The sequence below is a fragment of the Halomonas sp. A40-4 genome, assembly GCF_015767635.1.
Lineage (GTDB): Bacteria > Pseudomonadota > Gammaproteobacteria > Pseudomonadales > Halomonadaceae > Vreelandella > Vreelandella janggokensis.
The window spans coordinates 811,094-830,565 of record NZ_CP065230.1; the positions used below are offsets into that span (position 1 = coordinate 811,094).

The 19,472-nt window shown below is 58.8% G+C and carries 19 protein-coding genes and 1 pseudogene; 1 reads left to right on the plus strand and 19 read right to left on the minus strand.

What is annotated here, in order from left to right:
* Nucleotides 1-58: 58 nt before the first annotated feature.
* The 13 genes and pseudogenes from IT895_RS03865 to IT895_RS03925 all read right to left on the minus strand — a co-directional run bounded on the left by IT895_RS03865 (nt 59) and on the right by IT895_RS03925 (nt 11,913).
* The gene (locus IT895_RS03865; RefSeq protein WP_233337353.1) at nt 59-457 is read right to left on the minus strand and encodes a hypothetical protein; all 399 of its coding nucleotides are present in this window, start codon (nt 455-457) and stop codon (nt 59-61) included.
* Between the two features lie 37 nt (nt 458-494).
* Nucleotides 495-791: a DUF1330 domain-containing protein gene (locus IT895_RS03870; RefSeq protein ID WP_199284754.1), complete on the minus strand. Its 297-nt coding sequence runs from the start codon at nt 789-791 to the stop codon at nt 495-497.
* Nucleotides 792-899: 108 nt separating this feature from the next.
* Nucleotides 900-1,421: a cupin domain-containing protein gene (locus IT895_RS03875; RefSeq protein WP_199284755.1), complete on the minus strand. Its 522-nt coding sequence runs from the start codon at nt 1,419-1,421 to the stop codon at nt 900-902.
* A gap of 76 nt (nt 1,422-1,497) precedes the next feature.
* Nucleotides 1,498-2,427 carry a 15-cis-phytoene synthase CrtB gene (gene crtB / locus IT895_RS03880; protein ID WP_199284756.1) on the minus strand — a complete coding sequence of 310 codons (930 nt, stop codon included), beginning with the start codon at nt 2,425-2,427 and terminating at the stop codon, nt 1,498-1,500.
* Entirely contained in the window at nt 2,417-3,910 is a 1,494-nt protein-coding gene (locus IT895_RS03885; RefSeq protein WP_199285400.1) for a phytoene desaturase, read from the minus strand. The genes crtB and IT895_RS03885 overlap by 11 nt, the downstream gene beginning before the upstream one ends.
* A complete protein-coding gene (gene crtY / locus IT895_RS03890; RefSeq protein ID WP_199284757.1) occupies nt 3,907-5,097 on the minus strand; it encodes a lycopene beta-cyclase CrtY in 1,191 nt (396 codons plus the stop codon). The genes IT895_RS03885 and crtY overlap by 4 nt, the downstream gene beginning before the upstream one ends.
* 60 nt (nt 5,098-5,157) lie before the next feature.
* A complete protein-coding gene (gene fni, locus IT895_RS03895; protein ID WP_199284758.1) occupies nt 5,158-6,219 on the minus strand; it encodes a type 2 isopentenyl-diphosphate Delta-isomerase in 1,062 nt (353 codons plus the stop codon).
* The gene (locus IT895_RS03900; RefSeq protein ID WP_233337354.1) at nt 6,209-6,709 is read right to left on the minus strand and encodes a sterol desaturase family protein; all 501 of its coding nucleotides are present in this window, start codon (nt 6,707-6,709) and stop codon (nt 6,209-6,211) included. The genes fni and IT895_RS03900 overlap by 11 nt, the downstream gene beginning before the upstream one ends.
* Nucleotides 6,710-6,724: 15 nt before the next feature.
* Nucleotides 6,725-7,933, minus strand: a complete 1,209-nt coding sequence (locus IT895_RS03905; RefSeq protein WP_199284759.1) for an ABC transporter permease — start codon at nt 7,931-7,933, stop codon at nt 6,725-6,727.
* Nucleotides 7,930-8,820, minus strand: a pseudogene (locus IT895_RS03910) (ABC transporter ATP-binding protein); the annotation flags it as partial. The pseudogene IT895_RS03910 and the gene IT895_RS03905, both read right to left, overlap by 4 nt.
* Before the next feature lie 84 nt (nt 8,821-8,904).
* Nucleotides 8,905-9,795 carry a polyprenyl synthetase family protein gene (locus IT895_RS03915; protein WP_199284761.1) on the minus strand — a complete coding sequence of 297 codons (891 nt, stop codon included), beginning with the start codon at nt 9,793-9,795 and terminating at the stop codon, nt 8,905-8,907.
* Nucleotides 9,796-9,976: 181 nt separating this feature from the next.
* Entirely contained in the window at nt 9,977-11,209 is a 1,233-nt protein-coding gene (locus IT895_RS03920; protein ID WP_199284762.1) for a sensor histidine kinase, read from the minus strand.
* On the minus strand, nt 11,209-11,913 hold the full coding sequence (locus tag IT895_RS03925; RefSeq protein WP_085920264.1) for a response regulator transcription factor: 705 nt from the start codon (nt 11,911-11,913) through the stop codon (nt 11,209-11,211). The genes IT895_RS03920 and IT895_RS03925 overlap by 1 nt, the downstream gene beginning before the upstream one ends.
* Before the next feature lie 399 nt (nt 11,914-12,312).
* Here IT895_RS03925 and IT895_RS03930 point away from each other — a divergent pair, with 399 nt between their 5' ends.
* The gene (locus IT895_RS03930; RefSeq protein WP_085920263.1) at nt 12,313-14,154 is read left to right on the plus strand and encodes a DUF3413 domain-containing protein; all 1,842 of its coding nucleotides are present in this window, start codon (nt 12,313-12,315) and stop codon (nt 14,152-14,154) included.
* Between the two features lie 2 nt (nt 14,155-14,156).
* Here the strand turns inward: IT895_RS03930 and IT895_RS03935 are convergent, their stop codons facing one another.
* From IT895_RS03935 to IT895_RS03960, 6 genes are all read right to left on the minus strand, one after another.
* Entirely contained in the window at nt 14,157-14,537 is a 381-nt protein-coding gene (locus IT895_RS03935) for a hypothetical protein (protein ID WP_199284763.1), read from the minus strand.
* A 121-nt stretch (nt 14,538-14,658) separates the two neighbouring features.
* Nucleotides 14,659-15,810: an alpha/beta hydrolase gene (locus IT895_RS03940; RefSeq protein ID WP_199284764.1), complete on the minus strand. Its 1,152-nt coding sequence runs from the start codon at nt 15,808-15,810 to the stop codon at nt 14,659-14,661.
* A gap of 131 nt (nt 15,811-15,941) precedes the next feature.
* The gene (locus IT895_RS03945) at nt 15,942-16,367 is read right to left on the minus strand and encodes a Rid family hydrolase (protein ID WP_085920260.1); all 426 of its coding nucleotides are present in this window, start codon (nt 16,365-16,367) and stop codon (nt 15,942-15,944) included.
* A gap of 78 nt (nt 16,368-16,445) precedes the next feature.
* Nucleotides 16,446-17,828 (minus strand): ATP-binding protein, encoded by a 1,383-nt coding sequence (locus IT895_RS03950; protein ID WP_199284765.1) that lies wholly within the window; start codon nt 17,826-17,828, stop codon nt 16,446-16,448.
* Nucleotides 17,797-18,483 carry a response regulator transcription factor gene (locus tag IT895_RS03955; protein WP_199284766.1) on the minus strand — a complete coding sequence of 229 codons (687 nt, stop codon included), beginning with the start codon at nt 18,481-18,483 and terminating at the stop codon, nt 17,797-17,799. Before IT895_RS03955 ends, IT895_RS03950 begins: the two co-directional genes overlap by 32 nt.
* Nucleotides 18,483-19,298 carry a MipA/OmpV family protein gene (locus IT895_RS03960; protein WP_199284767.1) on the minus strand — a complete coding sequence of 272 codons (816 nt, stop codon included), beginning with the start codon at nt 19,296-19,298 and terminating at the stop codon, nt 18,483-18,485. Before IT895_RS03960 ends, IT895_RS03955 begins: the two co-directional genes overlap by 1 nt.
* Nucleotides 19,299-19,472: the final 174 nt, after the last annotated feature.

The following is a 19,472-nucleotide window of genomic DNA, read 5'->3' on the forward strand; positions in this document are numbered from 1 at the left end:
TTTCAAGCGCTGCCAAGGCAATTTGATAGCAGTCTTCGATATGACGGTTGCCCATCACCTACATGGCGGTGAAGCTGATGCTGCCTGCCACGGCACTGCCGATTAGCGGGACGAACTTCGTCACGCCTTTCGCGGCGACCTTGATGCCCATCTTGTTGAGCACCGTCACGATGAGTTTTTTGGTGATGTATTTCCCGGCCAGCTTGCTGCCGGTATTGGAAATGGCCGTCATCACAAAGAGCTTGGATTCGGTATCCAGGCTTTCGATTTGTTCAGGCGATAAGCCAAATTTTTCATTAATTTGGGGGATCAACCGCATCAAGATGGCCACGTCTGAGCCAAGATCCACCCCGGGGATGGGAATGATCGCCGCCCCGGCAGAAAGGCCTGAACTCCTTGTGACCATCGACTGGCACGACTGCTTGATGGCGTCGAGGTCTTCACGTGACTCGATCATGATGTGGTCCTCCTATTTGATGGGCGATGGGAAGCTTCTAGACGCCCTCGATGCCATCCACGATAAAGACCCGATAGTCGGCCCCCTGGAAACGGTGCTGGCGGGCTTCCTGGTAGGCGGGGCTTTCATACCAGGCGCGGGCGGCGGCCATATCGGGGAAGCGTAAAATCACCGCCCCTTCCATGGCGCTGCCTTCGAGCACTTTAAAATCGCCGTAGAACGCCAGCGGTTCAGGGTCGTGGCCTTCCCGGGCGGCTTTGGCCTTTTCGCTGTAGCGCTCCATTTCATCAGTGTCGTGGGTGTGTTCTTTGATCATCACCACATAGGCTGGCATAGGGCTTTCCTTCGGTATCTGACATGGGAGTGCCAGAGCGGCTTGGGTCATGGCTCTGGCTACGTATAGGTCTGTTGATAATACCGTTTATCGGCAGGGTCAAGGTGATTACGCTGTCGTTTGGCGCCACAGGTTTTTCAACGGACCGCCGACCGGGTCGCTTTCTGGCATCGCCGTGCTCGCCACGCGCGCTTGCGCTGCTTCCAGCTGTGCCGGGTCGCCGCGCTCTATCGCTGGCTGTTGGCCGGGCGGGTAGGCGCCTACCATGCAGAAATCATCATCCGCCTCGAGGCTTGCATGCCCAACCCCTGCGGGCAGCACCAGTACGTCGCCAGCGCAAAGCATCAGTTCGCGGCCGTTAGGGCCACCCAGTCGTGCTCGGGCTTGGCCGCGAAAGATGCCCAATACTTCGTGAGCGGTGGAGTGAAAGTGGTCAAAGTCATACAGGTGGTAGCGCCATGCCGGCGGCCAGCCGTGGCGCTTGAACATGGCTTCGAAGGTGGCGGCACACGCCTCTGGGTCACGAGTGTCGATAACATCCCGGTAGATCAACACTGGCAGTGAGGAGTTGGGGTAGCCGGTCGCGTCATCGCTGTCCAGATGGAGCGTTTCGGGTTGCTCGATACTCATCATGGCCTCCTGTGTCGTGATGGGTGTCTCACAGCGTAGACGTTAGTGGCGCGATGGGTCAGCCTATTGCCACCGCTCAGTCGCCCGGTCGCTGCCAGAGACCGCTAGACCTTGGCGCTGGCCTTTGCCAGCGGGATGCCATCGCGTGAGCGAATCCCAGACCCAGCAGGCGCGCTTTGTCCGCCTTGCTGGTCGAGATGCGCGCGTCCCAGGCCCGAGCACCGTGCGTTTTCACCTTGACCCCGATTTCCCGATAGACGCCGTGGGCGGTGCCGATGGCCCAGGCGCAGCGAGGCGGCAAGGCCGTCAATCCACCACGGGCGGCGTCATAGTAGGGTTCCGCCAAGTCGATCAGTTGTCGGGCCAGGCCTGCCAGGGCCTCACGATGCCTTGGCGCGGTCATCTCCTGGCGGGGAATGCCGGCTTCTTCCAGCCACTGGGCCGGCAGATAGAAGCGACCGATCTGTGCATCCTCGATGATATCCCGGGCGATATTGGTCAGTTGAAAGGCCATCCCCAGGTCGCAGGCGCGATCCAGGGTCGCCTCATCCTTCGCACCCATGATCCAGGCCATCATGATGCCCACCACGCCGGCCACGTGATAGCAGTAGTCCAGGGTATCGTCGATGGTGACATAGCGCCGCTGCTCCACGTCCATGGCGAAGCCGTCCAGGTGAGCCAGGGGATAGCGCTCGGGGATCCCGTGGTCGAGCGCCACCTCCTGAAAGGCGGCGAAGGCCGGGCTTTGCATGGGCTCCCCGGCATAGGCGCGACGCGTCAGGTGTCGCAGCTCGTTCAAGCGCGTCTCGCTGCTTTCGCCCGTGGTTTCCTGAGCACGAAAGCCCAACTGCTGGTCGTCGATCACGTCGTCGCAGTGGCGGCACCAGGCATAAAGCATCAGGGCGCTGCGCCGAGTGGCCGGATCGAACAGCTTTGCTGCAGTGGCAAAACTCTTGGAGCCCACGGCGATGGTCTGTGCGGCATGCTGTCCTAGCTTATCGGTCATCGAGTCGCTCCAGCATCAGGCTCGCAGTGGCCTTGGCGGAACCGATCACGCCGGGCACCCCGGCCCCGGGATGGGTGCCGGCCCCCACGAGATAGAGGTTGTCGATCTTGGCATCCCGGTTGTGGGGTCGGAACCAGGCGCTCTGGGTGAGAATCGGCTCCAGGGAGAAGGCGGAACCCAGGTGGGCGTTGAGCTCCTCGCGAAAATCCAGGGGGGTGAAGTGCCGACAGGTCACCAGGTGCTCCCGTAGCCCGGGAATATAGTGACGCTCCAGATAGTCGAGGATGCGGTCGCGGTATATCGGCCCCTGGGTTTCCCAGTCGATGTTCGCCTTGCCCAGGTGCGGTACCGGTGCCAGGACATAGTGAGCGCTACAGCCTTCGGGTGCCATGCTCGGATCGGTGACACAGGGGGAGTGCAGGTAGAGGGAAAAATCCTCCGCCAGGGTGTCCGCGTTGAAGATCTCGTCGATCAATTCCTTGTAGCGGGGGCCGAAGCACACCGTATGGTGCTCCAGGCCTTGCGGTGGCCTGTCCAGGCCGAAATAGATCACGAACAGTGACATGCTGAAGCGTTTGCGGCCCAGGGACTTGGCTTGGCGGGTGCCGCGGGAATGCCCGCTCAACAGCCTGCTGTAGGTATGCATCACGTCCGCGTTGGAGGCCAGTGCCTCCGTCGGGAAATGTCGGCCATCCATCAGGGTGACGCCGCTTACCTGATCCCCTGCGGTCTCGATGTTTGCCACTTCCGCGTTCAGTTCGAGGGTGCCGCCGAGATCCTTGAACAGCTGGACCATACCCTGTACCAGGGCGCCGGTGCCGCCCCGGGGAAACCATACGCCCCACTCCCGCTCCAGGGCATGGATCAGGGTATAAATGGAGGAGGTAGCGAATGGGTTGCCCCCCACCAGCAGGGAATGAAAGGAGAAGACCTGGCGCAGATGCGGATCCTCGATGAATTTCGAGACCATGGAGTAGACGCTGCGCCAGGCCTGAAGCTTCGCCAGCTGCGGTCCGGCGGCGAGCATGTCGCGAAAGGCCAGAAAGGGCACGGCGCCGAGCTTGCGATAGCCCTCCTCGAACACTGCCTGGGAATAGCTCAGGAAGTGCCGATAGCCCTCCACGTCCCGAGGATTGCGCTCGGCGATCTGTCGCTCCAGGGCGGCCTGATCGTTGACGTAATCGAAGGCAGGGGCATCTTCCCAGCAGAGCCGGTAGAAGGGCGTGACCGGCAGCAGTTCGACATAATCTGCCATGTGTTTGTCCGCCAGACGAAAGAGCTCTTCCAGGGCGGAGGGGTCGGTAATCACCGTCGGACCGGCATCGAAGGTGAACCCCTGGTCTTCATAGACATAGGCGCGGCCACCGGGCTTGTCGCGCTTTTCCAGCAGGGTGGTCTGGTAGCCGCCGGACTGCAGGCGAATCGCCAGGGCCAGGCCGCCGAAGCCGGCGCCGATCACCAGGGCACGTTGAGGCTGGGTCATGAGCGTATTCCGAAGAAGGTGGATGAAATCTTTTGTGGGGAATTCGCCCGCACTGCCTTGAGCGCTTCGCCAAGCGGCACCGGCGGCTTGCCCATCAGGATGCGCACCTTGTCGGCACGGGTCAGGCGTCCGGCGTAGAAGCGTTCGATCAGCGGTTCTGGCAGGCCGTAGAAACGTTGCATGACCTGCCAGCGCCGCGCCGGGCGGCCCGCCAGGAACAGTATGCGATTGAGCAGGCGGAAGTAGCCCTGGTGTTGCCATTCCCGGGAGGCGAAGGCATGGATGGCCGGGAACAGCGACGCCGCATCGAGCTTGCCAAGCTCGGCGATGCGTTCTGCCAGACCCATCGCCTGGGGCAGGGAGTACCCGGTGGTGGGGTGGAACAGACCGGCGCGCAGGCCGCTTCGTGGTTGGCCCTGGGCGTTCTGCCAGAAGGCATCGAACTCACCCGCCAGGATGATCGGCAGCACGCCGCTCTCTTCCCGCAGAGTTTCGACGATCCGCCAGTCGCGATCCCGCGCGTAGGCGCCGATATGCTCACGCAGTTGGGCCGCGTCCGCCTCCGGGCGGTCCACATAGTGGGTATCCTCGATCAGCAGGGTATCGTGGCTGAACGGCAGCACGTAGATGAACCGGTAGCCGTCCTGCTGGGGCACGCTGGCGTCCATGAGGATCGGTTCTTCCAGGCCGTGGGGCTTGTCCAGGCGGACTTCCTGGCCGAGAAAGGCCTGGTAGCCCAGGGTCAGGTGAGCGCTGTCGGTGGGACCCCGGCCGTCGATGACCGCTTTCGCGTGCAGCACCCGGCCATCCTCGAGTTCCACGCTATCCGTGGAAAGGCGGGCCACGCGCGTGTCGACCCACAAGTTGTCGCCCAGGGCCTCTTCCAGAACGCAGGCGAAATCCCGGGAGAAGATACTGGCGTAGCCCCCGTTCAACAGTCGCTCGCGGTGCGGGAAAATCACCCGGTGCCGCGGCCAGCGACGACCCACCATGGGCGCCAGCCAGGCATGTTGGTCTGCGGAGAGATCGCCATCGTGAAACGACCAGGTGTGATGACCACCGGGGCGACTTTCGCTTTCCAGCATCAGCAGGCGCAACTCTGGCTGCGCCTGTATCAAGCGCAGGGCGATCAGGCCGTTGGCCAGACCGCCCCCCACCAGTATCAGGTCATATCCTGGCACGTTCATGAATCATACCTCGTCGCCAGTGACCGGCGCGGCAGGACAGGGGCGATGACGGCGATATACCTAGCCATGGGGCGCTTCCAGAGGGACGCCGCGATCATCCAGCAGCACCGCCGCACGCAGGGCATGCAGGTCGGCGCTGCCGGTACAGAAACAGGCGATGCGCAACTGCTGGATGATTACCTCGAAGTGCTCGATCACCGCCTGACTCGATTCGGTGGCACTCTCAAGCACTGCGGCGGCCTGGCCCACCAGGTCCGCGCCCAGGCGTATGGCCTTGGCGGCGTCCACTCCATCGCGAATGCCGCCGGAAGCGATCAGCGGCGTCTCCGGCAGAGTCTGGCGCACCGCTCGAATGGCCTGGGCGGTGGGGGTGCCCCAGCCGGCGAAGGCCATGGCGACCCGGCGCTGGTGCTCATTTGTCGCGCGTTCCGCCTCCACCGCCGCCCAACTGGTGCCGCCGGCGCCGGCCACGTCGATCATCGCCACACCTTCTTCCACCAGCGCCCGGGCCACCTCGGGGGAGATACCCGCGCCGACTTCCTTGACCACCACCGGCACTTCGAGCGACGTGACCAGCGTGCCGATGGCCTGAAGCACGCCACACCAGTCCCGGTCGCCGCCCTGTTGCACGGCCTCCTGCAGGGGGTTGAGGTGGACGATCAATGCATCCGCCTCGATCATCTCCACCGCCTGGCGCGCCCAGTCGATCCCCTGGGGCTCCCGAAGCTGACCCGCGCCGATATTGCCAAGCAGTGGAATATCCGGGGCGATGCGTCGTAACTGCCTGGTCAGGCCATGATCGTTGCCAGACTGCAGGGCGACTCGTTGGGAGCCGATGGCCAGGGCGATACCCAGGTGTTGGGCGGCTTCTGCCAGGTGATGATTGATCGTTTTGGCCCGTTCGGCGCCGCCGGTCATGGAACTGATCAACAGCGGCGCCTTCATGGGTTTATCGAAAAGTCGTGCGCTAAGATCAATCTCGTCCAGGTGCAGCTGTGGCAGGGCGCAATGGGCGAAGCGATAGTCGGCGAATCCCGTAAGGGTCCGAGCGTTAGCCCGACGAGCGTCCAGCACGATGTCGAGATGATCATTCTTGCGTTTCACCATACTGTCATCGGTCATGTCGCGCTCCCGCTGGAGATGCAGCCCGTTGCTGCTTTAGGCGTTTTTTGAGTTTCCTGACATCTGGCGCGTAAAGGAAGCCGAAGGACACAGCCCCCTCTCGAGTACGCACGGCATGATGGATTCGGTGAGCTTGGACCAGACGCTTCAAATAGCCGCTCTTTGGCTGCCAGCGAATCGGCCAGCGTTGGTGAACCATACCGTCGTGAAACAGAGAGTAAGCGACGCCGTAAAGCGTGATGCCTGATGCGATAGCCATGAGTGGCGTCCAGTAAAGGTCCCCCACCGCAAACATGCCGACCACCACCAGCGAAAACACCACAACATACAGGTCGTTTTTCTCGAACACGCCCTCAGTAGGTTCGTGATGGGATTTGTGCCAGCGCCAGCCCCAGCCGTGCATAATGTACTTATGGGCGTACCAGGCGAACACTTCCATCCCCAGGAAAGCCGCTATCACAAGCATGAGCGTCCATAACCAGTCCATCATGTTTTACAACCTCTCTTAGGCCGGCGTCTTGAATAAGGGGAGGGCAGCTAACAGCAGGCTTACCAGTGCCACGGCGGCCAGGATGCCGCCTGGCTGGGCTAGCTGAGCCCAGCTGTCGCCGCGAATCAACGCTCCGTAAAAACCTTCAATCGCCCAGGCATTCGGCGTGAACAGGCTCACCGTCTGCAACCAGTCAGGCATCATGAAACGTGGCACCATTGAGCCGCCGACGCTGGAAACAATGAGCACAAAAAACGAAGAAAAGGTTGTCGCCTGCTGCGTTGTTCGACACAGCGACAGGAGTAAAAGTGCCAGCCCGGCACTGGCGGCGGCGCAGGCAATTGCCATGACAATGACTTTCGCCAAAGCGCGCTCTATCTCCAGTCCAAACCCGAACCTGGCGACCAGGAAGATAGCGCTGGCCTGGAAAAATCCCAGACTCAACAAAAACAGAAACCGACCCAGCAGTAACCGCGAATGCGCCGCTTTGCTCAGTAGAAGGCGTTCGGCGATACCGTTTTGGCGCTCTTCCAAACTGACCATGCCCGCGTTCACGGCGGACAGTAACAGGAACAGAATGGCGGTGGCGCCGGCATAGTAGGCGATACCGCTGAGCCCAGATATTGACGCTGTCGCCTCGCCATAGACGGGATCTAGCTCGATAAGCAAGTCTTCGATCGCTGCCTCGCCCGGGTCCCTGGCCATGGCTTCCAGAGCGGCGTCCAGGCGTGCTTGTTGTTCGGGCGAGAAACCCTCAACCAGAGCTTCTGTGGTTTGCGCAAGACGCTGCACAAGAACCTGCGGTTGCTGGGAGACCAGGCTTTGGCGCAGCCAGCCCTGTAGAGACAGAGCGGCAATTTCACGGGTGGGTTCGCTGACAATAGTAAACAGCGGATCGTTGTCCGTGTCTGGTTGCCCGTGAACGATCACCCCCGTGTCGAAATTGCCTTGTTGCACCTGTTCCCGTAGTTGAGCGCGGCCCGAATCGGGTAGAGCCGTCATCTCCAGTTCTTCGGTCTGCGTCAGGTACTGCGCAAACTCTTGCATCTGTTGATCTTCGGTTTCCACCACAAGACCGACCCGCAAGTGCAGGTCGCCTTCCGTGGCGCCGGAGAAGATGCTGGCAAAGATGGCGAATACCAGGCTGGGCAAAGCAAATGCCATGAGTAACGCACCGCGGTCACGCCACAAGCCCAGGACCATCACTCGGAAAATTGCCCTCATGACACTGTCTCCACCGCAGTATCGCTTCGGGCACCGGTAACGTGCTGCATCACGTTTTTTAATCCGGGTCGGCGTATCGATACCTCGGCAATGGCCTCACGTGCTCCGCCCAGGTCGCGGTAGAGGTGGTCGATCATTCTATCCAGCGGCAGGTCACTTTGCAGCCACCATTCACTACTCTCATCACTGCGAGGGCGAAAACCCATCTCCTGCAGCCGCTCACAGAGTTCCGGGGGCAGCATGTGAACCGTACGCACAACGAATAGCTGACGGTTGCCGAAGGTTTCCTGTATCAACGCCTGGGGCTCGTCCAGGGCTTTCAGTTGGCCTTGATGAAGAAGGGCGACGCGGTGGGATAGCACTTCAGCTTCATCTAACTCATGGGTCACAACGACCACGGCCACACCTTGCTCGGCGCGGCGGCGAATAAGGTCGTGGATTGACAGGCGCACACCCAAGTCGACCCCGGCCGTGGGTTCGTCCAGCACGAGCAGAGAAGGATGGGAGACCAGGGTGGCTGCCAGGTGTAAGCGCCGCTGCATACCACCGGACAAGTGGTCGACCCGCACATCGGCGTTGTCTGTTAACTCGATTTCTTCCAGCGCTTGACTGACCCGGGCGGGCAACTGGTGGCGGCTGACACCTGTGCAGCGCGCGAAAAACGCCAGGTTCTCCCGCCCCGTCAAGTGCCGGTATAAACCCAGGAACTGGGGGGTGAAGCCGATGGAGTGTTGATAGGCCTTACCCGGAGAAAGCGCTTTTCCGGCAATGAATATTTGCCCGGAACTGGGGCGCAGCTTGCCGGTGATGGCGCGCAACAATGTCGATTTCCCGGCACCATTAGGCCCGAGGATACCGAGTATTTCACCTGGACGTACCTGTAAAGAAACGTCGTCTAAGGCGCTGTGGCTGCCGTAGACAACCCTTAGTCGATCAATGGTGAGTGCTGCAGTCGTCGTCATTCGCAAGGTCTAAACCCCAAGCCTTTGCGCCGCACCGTTGAAGGCAACGAATTGTTGCTCCACGAGCGCTGCGAGTGAGGATTCATCGTATCCGGCTCTACGCAATTGCTCTCTTGCCATGGCTTGTGCATTGCTCAATGCGCCGCGAACTTCTTCGGGTGTGTAAAGAGAAAGCAAGGTGGTTTTCGCCGCATCCTGCTGCACGTCCTTACCGGTCTCCTGCACAAAGGTACTGTGATCCAACATATCATCGTAAAGCTGAAACAGCAGACCAAAGGCACGGGCAAAGCGCGTCAATGCGTCTATCACTTCTGCATCCAGCCCCCGAAGTCGTGCACCGGTAACGACAGCAAACTCAAACAGGCAGCCTGTTTTCTGGTGGTAGAGTTGCTCAATGGCGCTCTTGGTGCCCACGGGGTGATTTTGTAAATCAGCGATCTGCCCGCCCACTAACCCCATAGAACCAATAACATGACTGAGGTGAGCGCTAACGGCGACTTTGGTGGAAGCATCCACGTTGGGGCAATCGGCGATAACCCCGTACGCGAGGTTGAGGAAGTTGGTTGAGGCAAGAATGGCGGTGCTTTCGGAAAAGCGTATATGCGTGCAGGGGCGGTCGCGGCGCATAGTCGCATCGTCCATGCAGGGCAGGTCGTCGAGAATCAGCGAAGCGGTATGCACCAGTTCCGACACGCAGGCCATACGGAGGGTGTGACTGTCAGTGGCCACATTCGCAGCTAGAAGCGTAAGCAGCGGGCGCAAGCGCTTGCCTGAACCCAACAGGGCGTAATGCATGCCTTGATGCAGATGCGTGGGCGATGTTTCCTGAGCTGGCATAAGCTCCAGCAAGGTTGCGTTTACCATGCTCTTTAGATGGACAATATCCATCGGTGGCGTCATTGAAACTTGTCTCTTTCTACCTTGAGACGCGACAGGCGCGGACTCTGCGGCGGACGCTTGCGGCTTGCGTATAAAGGTCACCCTGTACCCCCCCGGTTGCCTACCTATGCGGCCGTAATAAAGTCAGAGCTGACTTCCTTGAACCGCCATTTGAAGAATTGTATTAACCTGGTCTTTTGGATCACCATGAAAGACGGGCGACGACACGCTTCTCATCAGCGAGTAGCGAAAACGACCAGCCATTGCGCTCACAAAGCCGTTGCACGATACCCAGACCAAGACCATACCCCCGCGACGAGGACACCTCAGTCGGCGCGTGCCGCTTTTCAGCGTCACTGCTCACCTGATTGGTGACCAGGAGCTCATGCTCTTTAATACGAATCGTGATCGGGCCGTGCGTGTGGAGCGTATGCTCGAACGCATTTCGCACCAGATTATTGACCGCAATAGAAAAGGCCTGCGGATGTCCGTTGACTTTGGGGTTTGCGAGTTCGTCGATATCCACATCGACGAACTGGCGGGTCAGCAGGTAGCGCTGCTGATCAATAGCCTTGCTCACCAGCGGCATCACTAAAAACTGCTCGTCATATAACCCGTCGTCGGTTTCGCGAGCGAGGCACAAGAACATTTCAATCGTGGTTTTCATATCGAGCGTTGCGCGCCTCACTCGATCAAGCGCCTTCACATCGGTCGCTGACAGGTTGCTTTGTTCCAGCAGCTCAAGTGCGCCTGTTATGACCGTGATCGGCGTCCGCAACTCATGACTGGCTGAACTGGTAAAATATCTTTCCCTCTCAACAAATGCGCTGATACGCTCAAGCGTCTTCTCGATGGTCCTGGCGAGCACGCCAACCTCATCATCACCGAATCGGCTGGCCTCTATGCGTTTATGATCTTCGGCCGATAGTCGTTCCGGGTCGATGTCTGCGACCGCTTCGGCGAGTTGCGCCACGGGGGCGACGGCTTTGCGCATAACCACCACGCCCAGCGCGAAACCAAGCGTCGCGAGTGCTCCAACGGCACCGGTAATAAAAAGCAGCCACCACCAATCCTCTGACGACGCCGCTTCAATCCCGGCAACATCGAACACCACAAAGCCGTGTTGCTGGTCATTGTCGGTAGGTACTACCGCGACATGCAGTTCTTTTTCTTCGAATTCGTACAACCCTTCATGGGGATTGGTTTGCGCCCATTCCCGCAGTGATTCAGGCAAGCGACCGATCTCATCGTATCCGCGAAGGTTCATCGGCATAGCGGGGTAGCTCTCTGCGGCACGCTGCAGCTGATGCTGGAGCACCCGGTCTTCGGTAAACCTGATCGCCGCGAAGAAAGCGAGCCCCCAGGCCACGCTCAGTACAGCAACGCACACTGCAAATGCAATGGCGACACGGGTGCGTAAACTGTGCCGGTACATTACTGAGTATCCTCTGCAATTCGGTAACCGATGCGATGCACGGTGTGAATTAACGGGCTATTAAACGGCCTATCGATAGCCTGGCGCAGCTTGTACAAGTGCGAGCGAAGCGCATCGCCATCGGGGCGCTCCTCAGCCCACAACAAGGTTTCGAGGTCATCGCGAGCCACAACAGACGGCGCTTCTTCCATCAATCGTTGCAGTAGTCGCATGCCGGCAGGGGTAAGGTCGATGCGCTGACCCGCACGATGCACTTGCAGCGTGGATCTATTCATCGTCAGATCACCAACCGTCAACAGGTCGTCAGTCTTTCCGTGACTACGTTTGCAAAGCGCCTGCAGTCGCGCATGTAGCTCTTGTAAGGCGAATGGCTTGACCAAATAGTCATCGGCGCCCGCCTCGAACCCCTTAAGCTTATCGTCAAGCGTGTCTCTCGCCGTTAGCATGAGCACGGGCGTTTCTACTTTGGCATCGGCCCGCAGCTTTGTGCAGAAACTTAGGCCATCCATCCCCGGAAGCATCAGGTCCAGGACGATAACGTCGAATGGATTCGTCAACGCCAGGTACATCGCGCTGATACCGTCATAGGCAAAATCCACAACATAGCTATGCTTTTCAAGATACGCAGCGATGTTCTCGCAAATGTCGCGGTTGTCTTCGACAATCAGCACTCTAACCGGTGCCGCTCCAAGCACGTTTCCCATCTGCTGATCTCCCCTTTCAGGCATAACCCGGTCGCAGACCCATTAGTGGCTCGGCCTCGCTGCCTTGATGAAACTTTGACAGGTTAGCAAAGCGGATGTGACTAAAACGTCGCTGAAATGTGAAAGCGACAATCTAGTGACAATAACAAATGCGAATCGGACGGTGCCGGCTTATTCGGCACCGTGTCTGACCTTTTGGTCGGACGCCAGCGCTCGCATGGATTGATCTTCGTCGCATGGGACGAGGCTGTACGGTAATGCGTCTTTAAGAAGTCTTGGCGGGGGTCGGAACGATAAAGAAGTATTGCGTAAGTCTTCAGTAAGTGAGCGGCTGTGACAGTCAACACGCTTTCCATTCAACGTTGACTGAAGGGCCTCTGGTCTTTGGAGACTTCGCGCATGATCTACCGACTCCTGCACCGGTGGCGCTGGCTTGGCGCCTGGACCCTGGCCAACCTGCTGCTTACCTGGATGATCTCGCTGCGCTATGTCGGCTATATCCAGCCCGAGGGGGCCGAGCAGTGGAGCTACCTGCTGATGGTTTTCCTCGGCCATCTCTCGCTGCTGGTATGGCTGGCCGCTCTGCCGATGTTCCTGCTGGCCACACTTTTACGCGGCATCGGACTATGGCTGATGACGACCCTGTGGGCGAGTGGCCTGCAGCTGTTGCTGCTGCTTGATACTTTCGTCTACGCTCAGTATCGCTTCCACCTGAGCGGCTTCATCCTTGACCTGCTGCTCAACGCCGGGGGAGACGTGTTCAGCTTCTCATGGGTTGCCTGGGCACTGGCCGTCGGTGGCGTGCTGGGCATGTTGGCGGTGCAGGGTGGTCTCGGGCTGCTGTTCAGGCGGCGTCCACCGTCACGGCCTGTGGGCGCAATGCTGGTAGTGAGTTTGTTGGCCCTGCTGGGGGTGCACGGTTGGCATGCCTGGGCGGATGCCCACTACGACCGCGACATCACCGGCATGACGCGTCATGTGCCGGTCTTCTATCCGGCCACTGCCAAGCGCTTCTTCGTCAAGCACGGGTGGGTCGACCCCCAGGCGGTACGTGATCGGGTGGATCTCGAGGCGACGGAGGGCGAGGCGCAGGATTTGGTCTACCCCTCCGCGCCCCTGAGCTGCTCGCCGTCGGTGTCTACCGACAACCTGCTGCTGGTACTGCTGGATACCTTGCGTCACGACATGCTCACGCCTGAGGTGATGCCGAATCTTTACCGGTACGCCCATCAACCCGGTTGGTTCAGGGCACGTGAGCATATCAGTGGGGGTAACTCCACCAAGGCCGGCGTCTTCAGCCTCTTCTATGGCCTGCCCGTCACCTACTGGGATGCATTTACTGCCAGCCAGACGCCCCCGGTGCTGATGGAGCGATTAAAGGCCGCCGATTACCGCTTTCAGGTCCTCTCTTCGGCGACGTTGGTGAGCCCTGCCTTTGACCGTAACGTTTTTGCCGGCCTCAAGGATGTCTCGCTGGAGCCAGCAAAGGGCGAGCCCTGGGAGCGCGATCAGCAGGTCACCGATGACTGGCTAGCCTGGATGGACAACGAAGAGGCAAAGTCAGATGAGCGCCCGTTCTTTGGTTTCCTGTTCTATGACGCCGTGCACGGCTATAGCCATCCGCCAGACTTCCCGCGCTTCACGCCCTATTGGGAGCATATCAACCACCTGAGCCTGGGGCCTGACTTTGATCCTGAACCTTACTGGAACCGCTATCGCACGGCAGCGCGCTATGTGGATCAGCAATTGGGGCGGGTACTCGATGACCTGGAACGCCGTGGGCGGCTTGAGGATACGGCGATTGTGATTACCTCCGACCACGGGGAGTCCTTCAACGAACATGGCAAGAACTACTGGGGGCATGGCAGCAACTATACGCCGGAGCAGGTCCAGGTCCCGCTGGTGATGCATTTGCCGGGACGCTCCGGTGGTGCGCTGAAGCGGCGAACGCACCACGCCGATATCGCACCGACGCTGCTCGAGGAACTGCTCGACTGTGAGTCGGCGCCTCAGCATTACACCCTGGGGCAAAGCCTGTTGAACGTCGAACCCCATCGCGACTGGATGCTTTCAGGCAGCTACATGGGTTATGGCATCTTGATGCCCGACTATCAGGTGGCCGTGCACCCGACAGGAGCCTTCGCAGTCTATGACTACCGCATGAACGAGCTTGACGATATCGAGCTTGAGGCCCGGGTGTCGAACGAAGTACTCAGGGCGCTGTCGAGCTTCTATCGCTAATTCTATGCCAACATATATATAACGACGAGAGATCCAGTACCTGCCACTCCTATTATATTGGTGAGCTCTACTATCTCATCCTCAATATGACTCAGCAGCCAAGCTGTCGTGTCTTTTGAAGTTATTTTGGAAAACATTAAGGCTGTCGTGCTAGCTTCAACACTGAAGACGGCAATGATGATTTCAATTGACTTTGCATTAAGCATGATAATGGGTAAAGCTAGAAAAAGAGTTAAAGAAGTTGCTATGCGTAAAGCAAAGTGCTGTAAATGGCTTAAGCTTTCAGGAGCATCAGATAACCAAACGTTTGAAAATAAAGTCTTCTCTTCCACGCGTCGCGTTAGAAAAAAATACTTGGATAGTGAAGACTTGGATATAAGCATGTTATTTCACCTGTTTTTTCTCAACGTTCATGTGCTATACGGTGATCGCTCGACCTTCGTTACTATTGATCGGGCGGCTCACCTCAAGGAATCCTGCTAACTTCAGTCGATTTTTCGTCGCTTAGTCACCTGTCACCTCGCGGATATTATCGAGGAGTTCGAGAAAATAAGGATTCCAGGTTAATCGGGCATGGTATTTGTCCGCATCGCGCTGCCCCCATGCGCTAAACCACAGGGTGTCAGGGTCATCGGGCGGGGTGAGGTCGTCCTGGCCGTTTTCCAGCATGAGGTAGCTTCCCGCTTCCCCGTAATACCTATTCTCCGGCGCAAACAGCACATTCATGTGGGAAAAGTTGCTGATCCGCCGGTCGGGCAGGTAGCTGGTGAGGGGCGTAACGCGGGGATCGTCGAGGTGAGCCGGGGTGTCGCCGTACCATACGAAGCGTGATGACGGATGAGTAAAGCGGGTTTGAAAGGCATCGAGCGTCGCGTCGGGGTCGAGAACGCTGTCGTGCTGGCTCATAGTCATCAGCACGGGCTTATCGAAGCGCTCGGCATGGAGGTTTTTTTGCACGGCACTGACCGAGCGATAATACAGCGAGGCACCGCGCGACGGCAGCGACCGGTACGTGACGATATTGTCCTCGTCGTCGATGTCGAGCCAGTCCCAGAAATGGGCAATCGCCGGGGCAAGAAACAGGTAGTGGCTGTCGGGGTAAAAGCCTGGGGAAAACAGCAGCAGCCCGTCGACATTGTCGTCGTGGTACGCATGGGAGGTGACCAGGTTGCCTCCGGTCGAGAAGCCACCCAACCAGAGTTCATCAACTTCATCTGCAAGCAGCTTGGTGTGATGGGCAACGGCGCTTTCCCAATCGTCATGGTCCGGCAACATCAGGTCGGCGGGGCGGCTGCCATGGCCGGGCAACAGAATCGAACGTACCAGCCAGCCGTCTTCCGCCATGGCGCTGGCCATATCCGTGAAATACCAAGGGCTTGAGCCCAATCCGTGCACGAACAGGATGCCGCGTTTTGCCTGTGTCGCCGGACGGCGCTCAAACGGTGCGTTGAGCGCTATCTCGCGGTGGCGGTCGTCACCGATGAAGGCGCGATTGTCGGCAATCCACGCCCGGGTGTCGCGAACGTACTCATCGAAGCTTGGTTGATCATGGCGCGGCAGGCTGCCCGAAGGTTGGAAACGCGGGGAGTCCGGCGGTACGGCGCAAGAGGCCAGCAATACCAGGGCGGAAAGCAGTACGCTTAGGCGAAGAAACATGGAAGTCTCCATCGGTGGGTGCTTACCTTTGTCAGCGCGTCGCTATGCGTTGCTTACCGGGAATGGTCGGGTAAACGGGCGAGGCGTTAGCTTACAAGCAGAACAAGGACGCCATGAGCGCCGACGATGATTCAGTTGTTCAAGGTGAACCCTGGCAGCACCGCTTCGGCCTCGATAGCGATCAACCATTCCGGTTCGGCTAGGCCGTGTACCATCAGCCATGTGGCCGCTGGTGGCGCACTGGAGAAGCGGCGCTTAAGCGCTTCCATTACCACGTCCTGCTCGTAACGGGCCGATTCGGCCAGATAGATTCTCAGCATCACTACCCGCGAAAGGTCGCCATCAAGGTTCAATAGCAACCGTTCGACGTTGTCCAGTGCGGCCTCTGTTTGCGCTGCCAGCTCAGGCCCCGCCAAGTGGCCCTGGGTATCGACGCCTACCTGGCTGGACATCAGCACCCGGCATCCACCCTGGACCAGCACGGCCTGGCTGTGGCCCTCGTCCAGGGTATCGGGCAGGTTGGTCGGATTCAGGGGTTGGCGCCTTAAGATTTGCATAGCAACCTCGTTGGTAAGCTGATGGTTATCACGATCACTCGATCCATTGGGCGTGATGCGCTACAGAGCGCTTTTAAATCAATCGCTATCATTGGCATTGCTCGCTCTGCATAGCGTCATGGCCAAACCGGGGTGGGCGTTGTGGGCCGTAAGCACCCAGCCGTGTGCCATGGCAATCTCCTGGCAGATGGCCAGCCCCAACCCAGCGCCATGGTCGCGCCGATGCGCCCCACGCCAGAAACGTGAGAACAGCAGGGCCAATTGCTCTGGTTCGACGCCTGGGCCACGGTCACGCACAGTTATTATATTTTCCTGGATCTCCATGCTGACGAGCGTCTGCTCGGGGGCATGCTGAATAGCGTTCTCCAGCAAGTTCTTGAGCAGGGTGAAGCATGCCCCGCGATCGGCCTTCCATGTCACTCCTTGATCCGCGGCAAGCACCGTTAAATGAACGTCGGCGGATTCCGCCATGCGTTGCAAGTAGGTGGAAGCTTCGTGGGCGATGTCGTGCATTCGAACAACGCTAAACTGGTAGTTGTGCGCCTCGCTCGCTTCGGCCAGCAGTAGCAGTTGTTGCACCTGCCGGGTCATGTACTCGACATCGCTCAATAGCGCCTGGCGGTCATTTCGCCCTTCCTCAAGCAACTCAACCTGCCCGCGGATCAGCGCCAGGGGCGTTTTTAACTCGTGGGCCGCGTGGCCGAGAAACTCCTGCTGGAGGCGATAACCACGCTCAAGGCGTTCCAGGGCGTGATTGAAGCTATGTACCAGCGGGGCAATTTCCACAGGCACGGCGTCCGTATCGAGCCGGGCGTCTATAGAGCGCGGCGAGATAGCCGCCGCCGATTTGGAAACATCGCGCAGCGGCTTGAGGGTTAAGCGCAAGGTAATGTAGGCGCATAGACCGAAGGCAACGAACATGACAAAGCCAAACACCAGTACGCCCGCTGCCACCAGTGGAAAGGCGACGAGATAGAGGACATCAACGAATCTTGAACTGGCGACGAACTGCAGATACCACGTTCTTCCACCATGCTCAAAGGGCTCCGTGGCGCCGTAGAAAGTTCTGTCATCATACTCAAAGGAAAAGGTGCCACGCGCCAAACGTAGAGCCTCGCCGTCGGCTGGCCAGAAAGCTTCTCCGGCACTCGAGGCCACTGCCACGTTCCCGGCATCATCCAGAATCCGGAACGCCGTCTCGCGTTGTGGGCCTTCGTAGAGCCAAGCGCGGTCGTTCATGCTGGCGTCGAAACCGACGGGCCGGCCACGACTGTCGAACTCGATATTATCCACCAGCCCCTCGGCCGCGTCGGCCATATCCATACGAGGCAGTAGATCGCTCTGAAGCACCACTGCGGCGGCAATGACCAGCAGTGTGATACTCAGCACCATACCCGCCAAATAGGCCAGCAGCACCTTCAGCCTCAGGCTATTGAGCGTCATCCGCTTGACGAAGCGCATATCCCATCCCTCTGACGTTGGCGATCCGCTGGCGCGAACCGATAGCAAGAAGCTTTCGGCGCAAACGGTGCAGGGCGACATCCAGGGCGTTCGGTGTCACCGCCTCACTTAGCCCCCAGGCCGCCGCCTCCAGCGCGCTGCGGCGAACTACTTCCTCGTGCTTGTAGAGAAGTAGCTGCATAATATGCAGCTCCGCTGGGGCAAGAGTAATGCTCTTGTCGCCGCTAAACAGAACGCCGCTTTCCGTATGCAGTCTCAGGTCGCCATAACTCGTATCGATGGGGTGGAATTCCACCGGGCGGCGCAGCAAGGCACGGACACGTGCCACCATCTCATCCATGGCAAACGGTTTGGGAAGGTAGTCGTCGGCACCGGCTTCGAGGCCTTCTAGCCGGTCATGCAGCGCATCGCGGGCCGTTAACACCAGGCAGGGCACGCTAAGGCCCGCGTTGCGCAACTTCTTGAGCAATAGCAGCCCATCGCCATCCGGCAAGCCGCGATCGAGCACCAGTGCCTGGTAGGGCATCTGCTGCACGGCAGCCCAAGCCGAATCAATGCGGTCGACCACATCAACGGCGATGCCAGCGGCCACCAACCCATTGCACATCAAATGCGCTAGCCGGTCGTGGTCCTCGATCAACAGTATGCGGCTCATCAGAAGGTATAAAGATAGCCAGCTAACACGGCGTTTTGGGTCGAACGATCCACTAGTGGACTATCTTTGATTTCGTCCGCCAGGCTCGTGACCTCAACACCTATCAGCACAGAGTGATGCTGGTCAAACTGGTACACGCCGCGCACCCCCGCCTCGATATTGACACCCGATTCCCCTGAATAGGCAGGGCGATCGAAGCGAACTTCACTATCGCGAACGCCGAAGTAGTAATCGATGTTCTTGTCGTTCTGCCAGGACGCTCCCACGTGTGGGGTTAGCATTATATGCTCGCCGAATTCCCACGTTCTCTCCAGGCCTAGGTCGAAGCGCTGCCCGTCGCTGTTGCCGGAGGCGTCGGTGAGCCATTCGGCGCTGACCTCGAACAGCTCGTTTTCCCACTCCACGTTGGCCCCCGCCCAGAAGCCCCCTTTGCGCTCGTTCATGCCGTTGAGAATTTTGGCGTCGCCTTGCTCGTAGCCGCTCTCATCGTACTGGGCGACGATACCGAAATTGAGCTGTTGTGAGTTGCTGATGACAAGACTCGGCAGTTTAAATTCGATTTCCGGACCGAAGACACTAATGTACCGGTTTTCGACCTGGAACAAGGGGAAGGGGGTGTTTTCCCTGTCGATACCGGCATAGGGGTCCTGTTCGCTTATTGCACCTATGCCCAATCCCCAAGTGGTTCCGTCTGAATATTCTTCGTCAGCGAACGCCAACGGAGAGGCAATAACAAGACCACCAATAAAGGTGGCGGTTGCCAATCTCATAGTGATGAGGCGGCCGTTCAGCAATAGCGACTGATGAGAACTCATGGTTGCACTCCTAGCATAGTGTGTAAGTGAGAACGGTATGGAAGTGCCATCATCAGGAGCGCTATCTTACGCGTTTCTTACTGGTGCCGGATTTTTTAAAACGTTACCTCAGTAAGAAATGAGAAAGGAAGGCAGGCCGATAGTGGTTCAAAAGAAATGCTTGATGTCGTTTTT

What these genes read in the sequence shown, in the direction of transcription:
- IT895_RS03905 (WP_199284759.1), bottom strand. Translation starts at nt 7,933, where the DNA reads ATGAGGGCAATTTTCCGAGTGATGGTCCTGGGCTTGTGGCGTGACCGC.
- crtB (WP_199284756.1), bottom strand. Translation starts at nt 2,427, where the DNA reads ATGACCGATAAGCTAGGACAGCATGCCGCACAGACCATCGCCGTGGGC.
- crtY (WP_199284757.1), bottom strand. Translation starts at nt 5,097, where the DNA reads ATGAACGTGCCAGGATATGACCTGATACTGGTGGGGGGCGGTCTGGCC.
- IT895_RS03900 (WP_233337354.1), bottom strand. Translation starts at nt 6,709, where the DNA reads ATGATGGACTGGTTATGGACGCTCATGCTTGTGATAGCGGCTTTCCTG.
- IT895_RS03875 (WP_199284755.1), bottom strand. Translation starts at nt 1,421, where the DNA reads ATGAGTATCGAGCAACCCGAAACGCTCCATCTGGACAGCGATGACGCG.
- fni (WP_199284758.1), bottom strand. Translation starts at nt 6,219, where the DNA reads ATGACCGATGACAGTATGGTGAAACGCAAGAATGATCATCTCGACATC.
- IT895_RS03920 (WP_199284762.1), bottom strand. Translation starts at nt 11,209, where the DNA reads ATGTACCGGCACAGTTTACGCACCCGTGTCGCCATTGCATTTGCAGTG.
- IT895_RS03940 (WP_199284764.1), bottom strand. Translation starts at nt 15,810, where the DNA reads ATGTTTCTTCGCCTAAGCGTACTGCTTTCCGCCCTGGTATTGCTGGCC.
- IT895_RS03930 (WP_085920263.1), top strand. Translation starts at nt 12,313, where the DNA reads ATGATCTACCGACTCCTGCACCGGTGGCGCTGGCTTGGCGCCTGGACC.
- IT895_RS03885 (WP_199285400.1), bottom strand. Translation starts at nt 3,910, where the DNA reads ATGACCCAGCCTCAACGTGCCCTGGTGATCGGCGCCGGCTTCGGCGGC.
- IT895_RS03960 (WP_199284767.1), bottom strand. Translation starts at nt 19,298, where the DNA reads ATGAGTTCTCATCAGTCGCTATTGCTGAACGGCCGCCTCATCACTATG.
- IT895_RS03945 (WP_085920260.1), bottom strand. Translation starts at nt 16,367, where the DNA reads ATGCAAATCTTAAGGCGCCAACCCCTGAATCCGACCAACCTGCCCGAT.
- IT895_RS03925 (WP_085920264.1), bottom strand. Translation starts at nt 11,913, where the DNA reads ATGGGAAACGTGCTTGGAGCGGCACCGGTTAGAGTGCTGATTGTCGAA.
- IT895_RS03935 (WP_199284763.1), bottom strand. Translation starts at nt 14,537, where the DNA reads ATGCTTATATCCAAGTCTTCACTATCCAAGTATTTTTTTCTAACGCGA.
- IT895_RS03870 (WP_199284754.1), bottom strand. Translation starts at nt 791, where the DNA reads ATGCCAGCCTATGTGGTGATGATCAAAGAACACACCCACGACACTGAT.
- IT895_RS03915 (WP_199284761.1), bottom strand. Translation starts at nt 9,795, where the DNA reads ATGACGCCACCGATGGATATTGTCCATCTAAAGAGCATGGTAAACGCA.
- IT895_RS03865 (WP_233337353.1), bottom strand. Translation starts at nt 457, where the DNA reads ATGATCGAGTCACGTGAAGACCTCGACGCCATCAAGCAGTCGTGCCAG.
- IT895_RS03950 (WP_199284765.1), bottom strand. Translation starts at nt 17,828, where the DNA reads ATGCGCTTCGTCAAGCGGATGACGCTCAATAGCCTGAGGCTGAAGGTG.
- IT895_RS03955 (WP_199284766.1), bottom strand. Translation starts at nt 18,483, where the DNA reads ATGAGCCGCATACTGTTGATCGAGGACCACGACCGGCTAGCGCATTTG.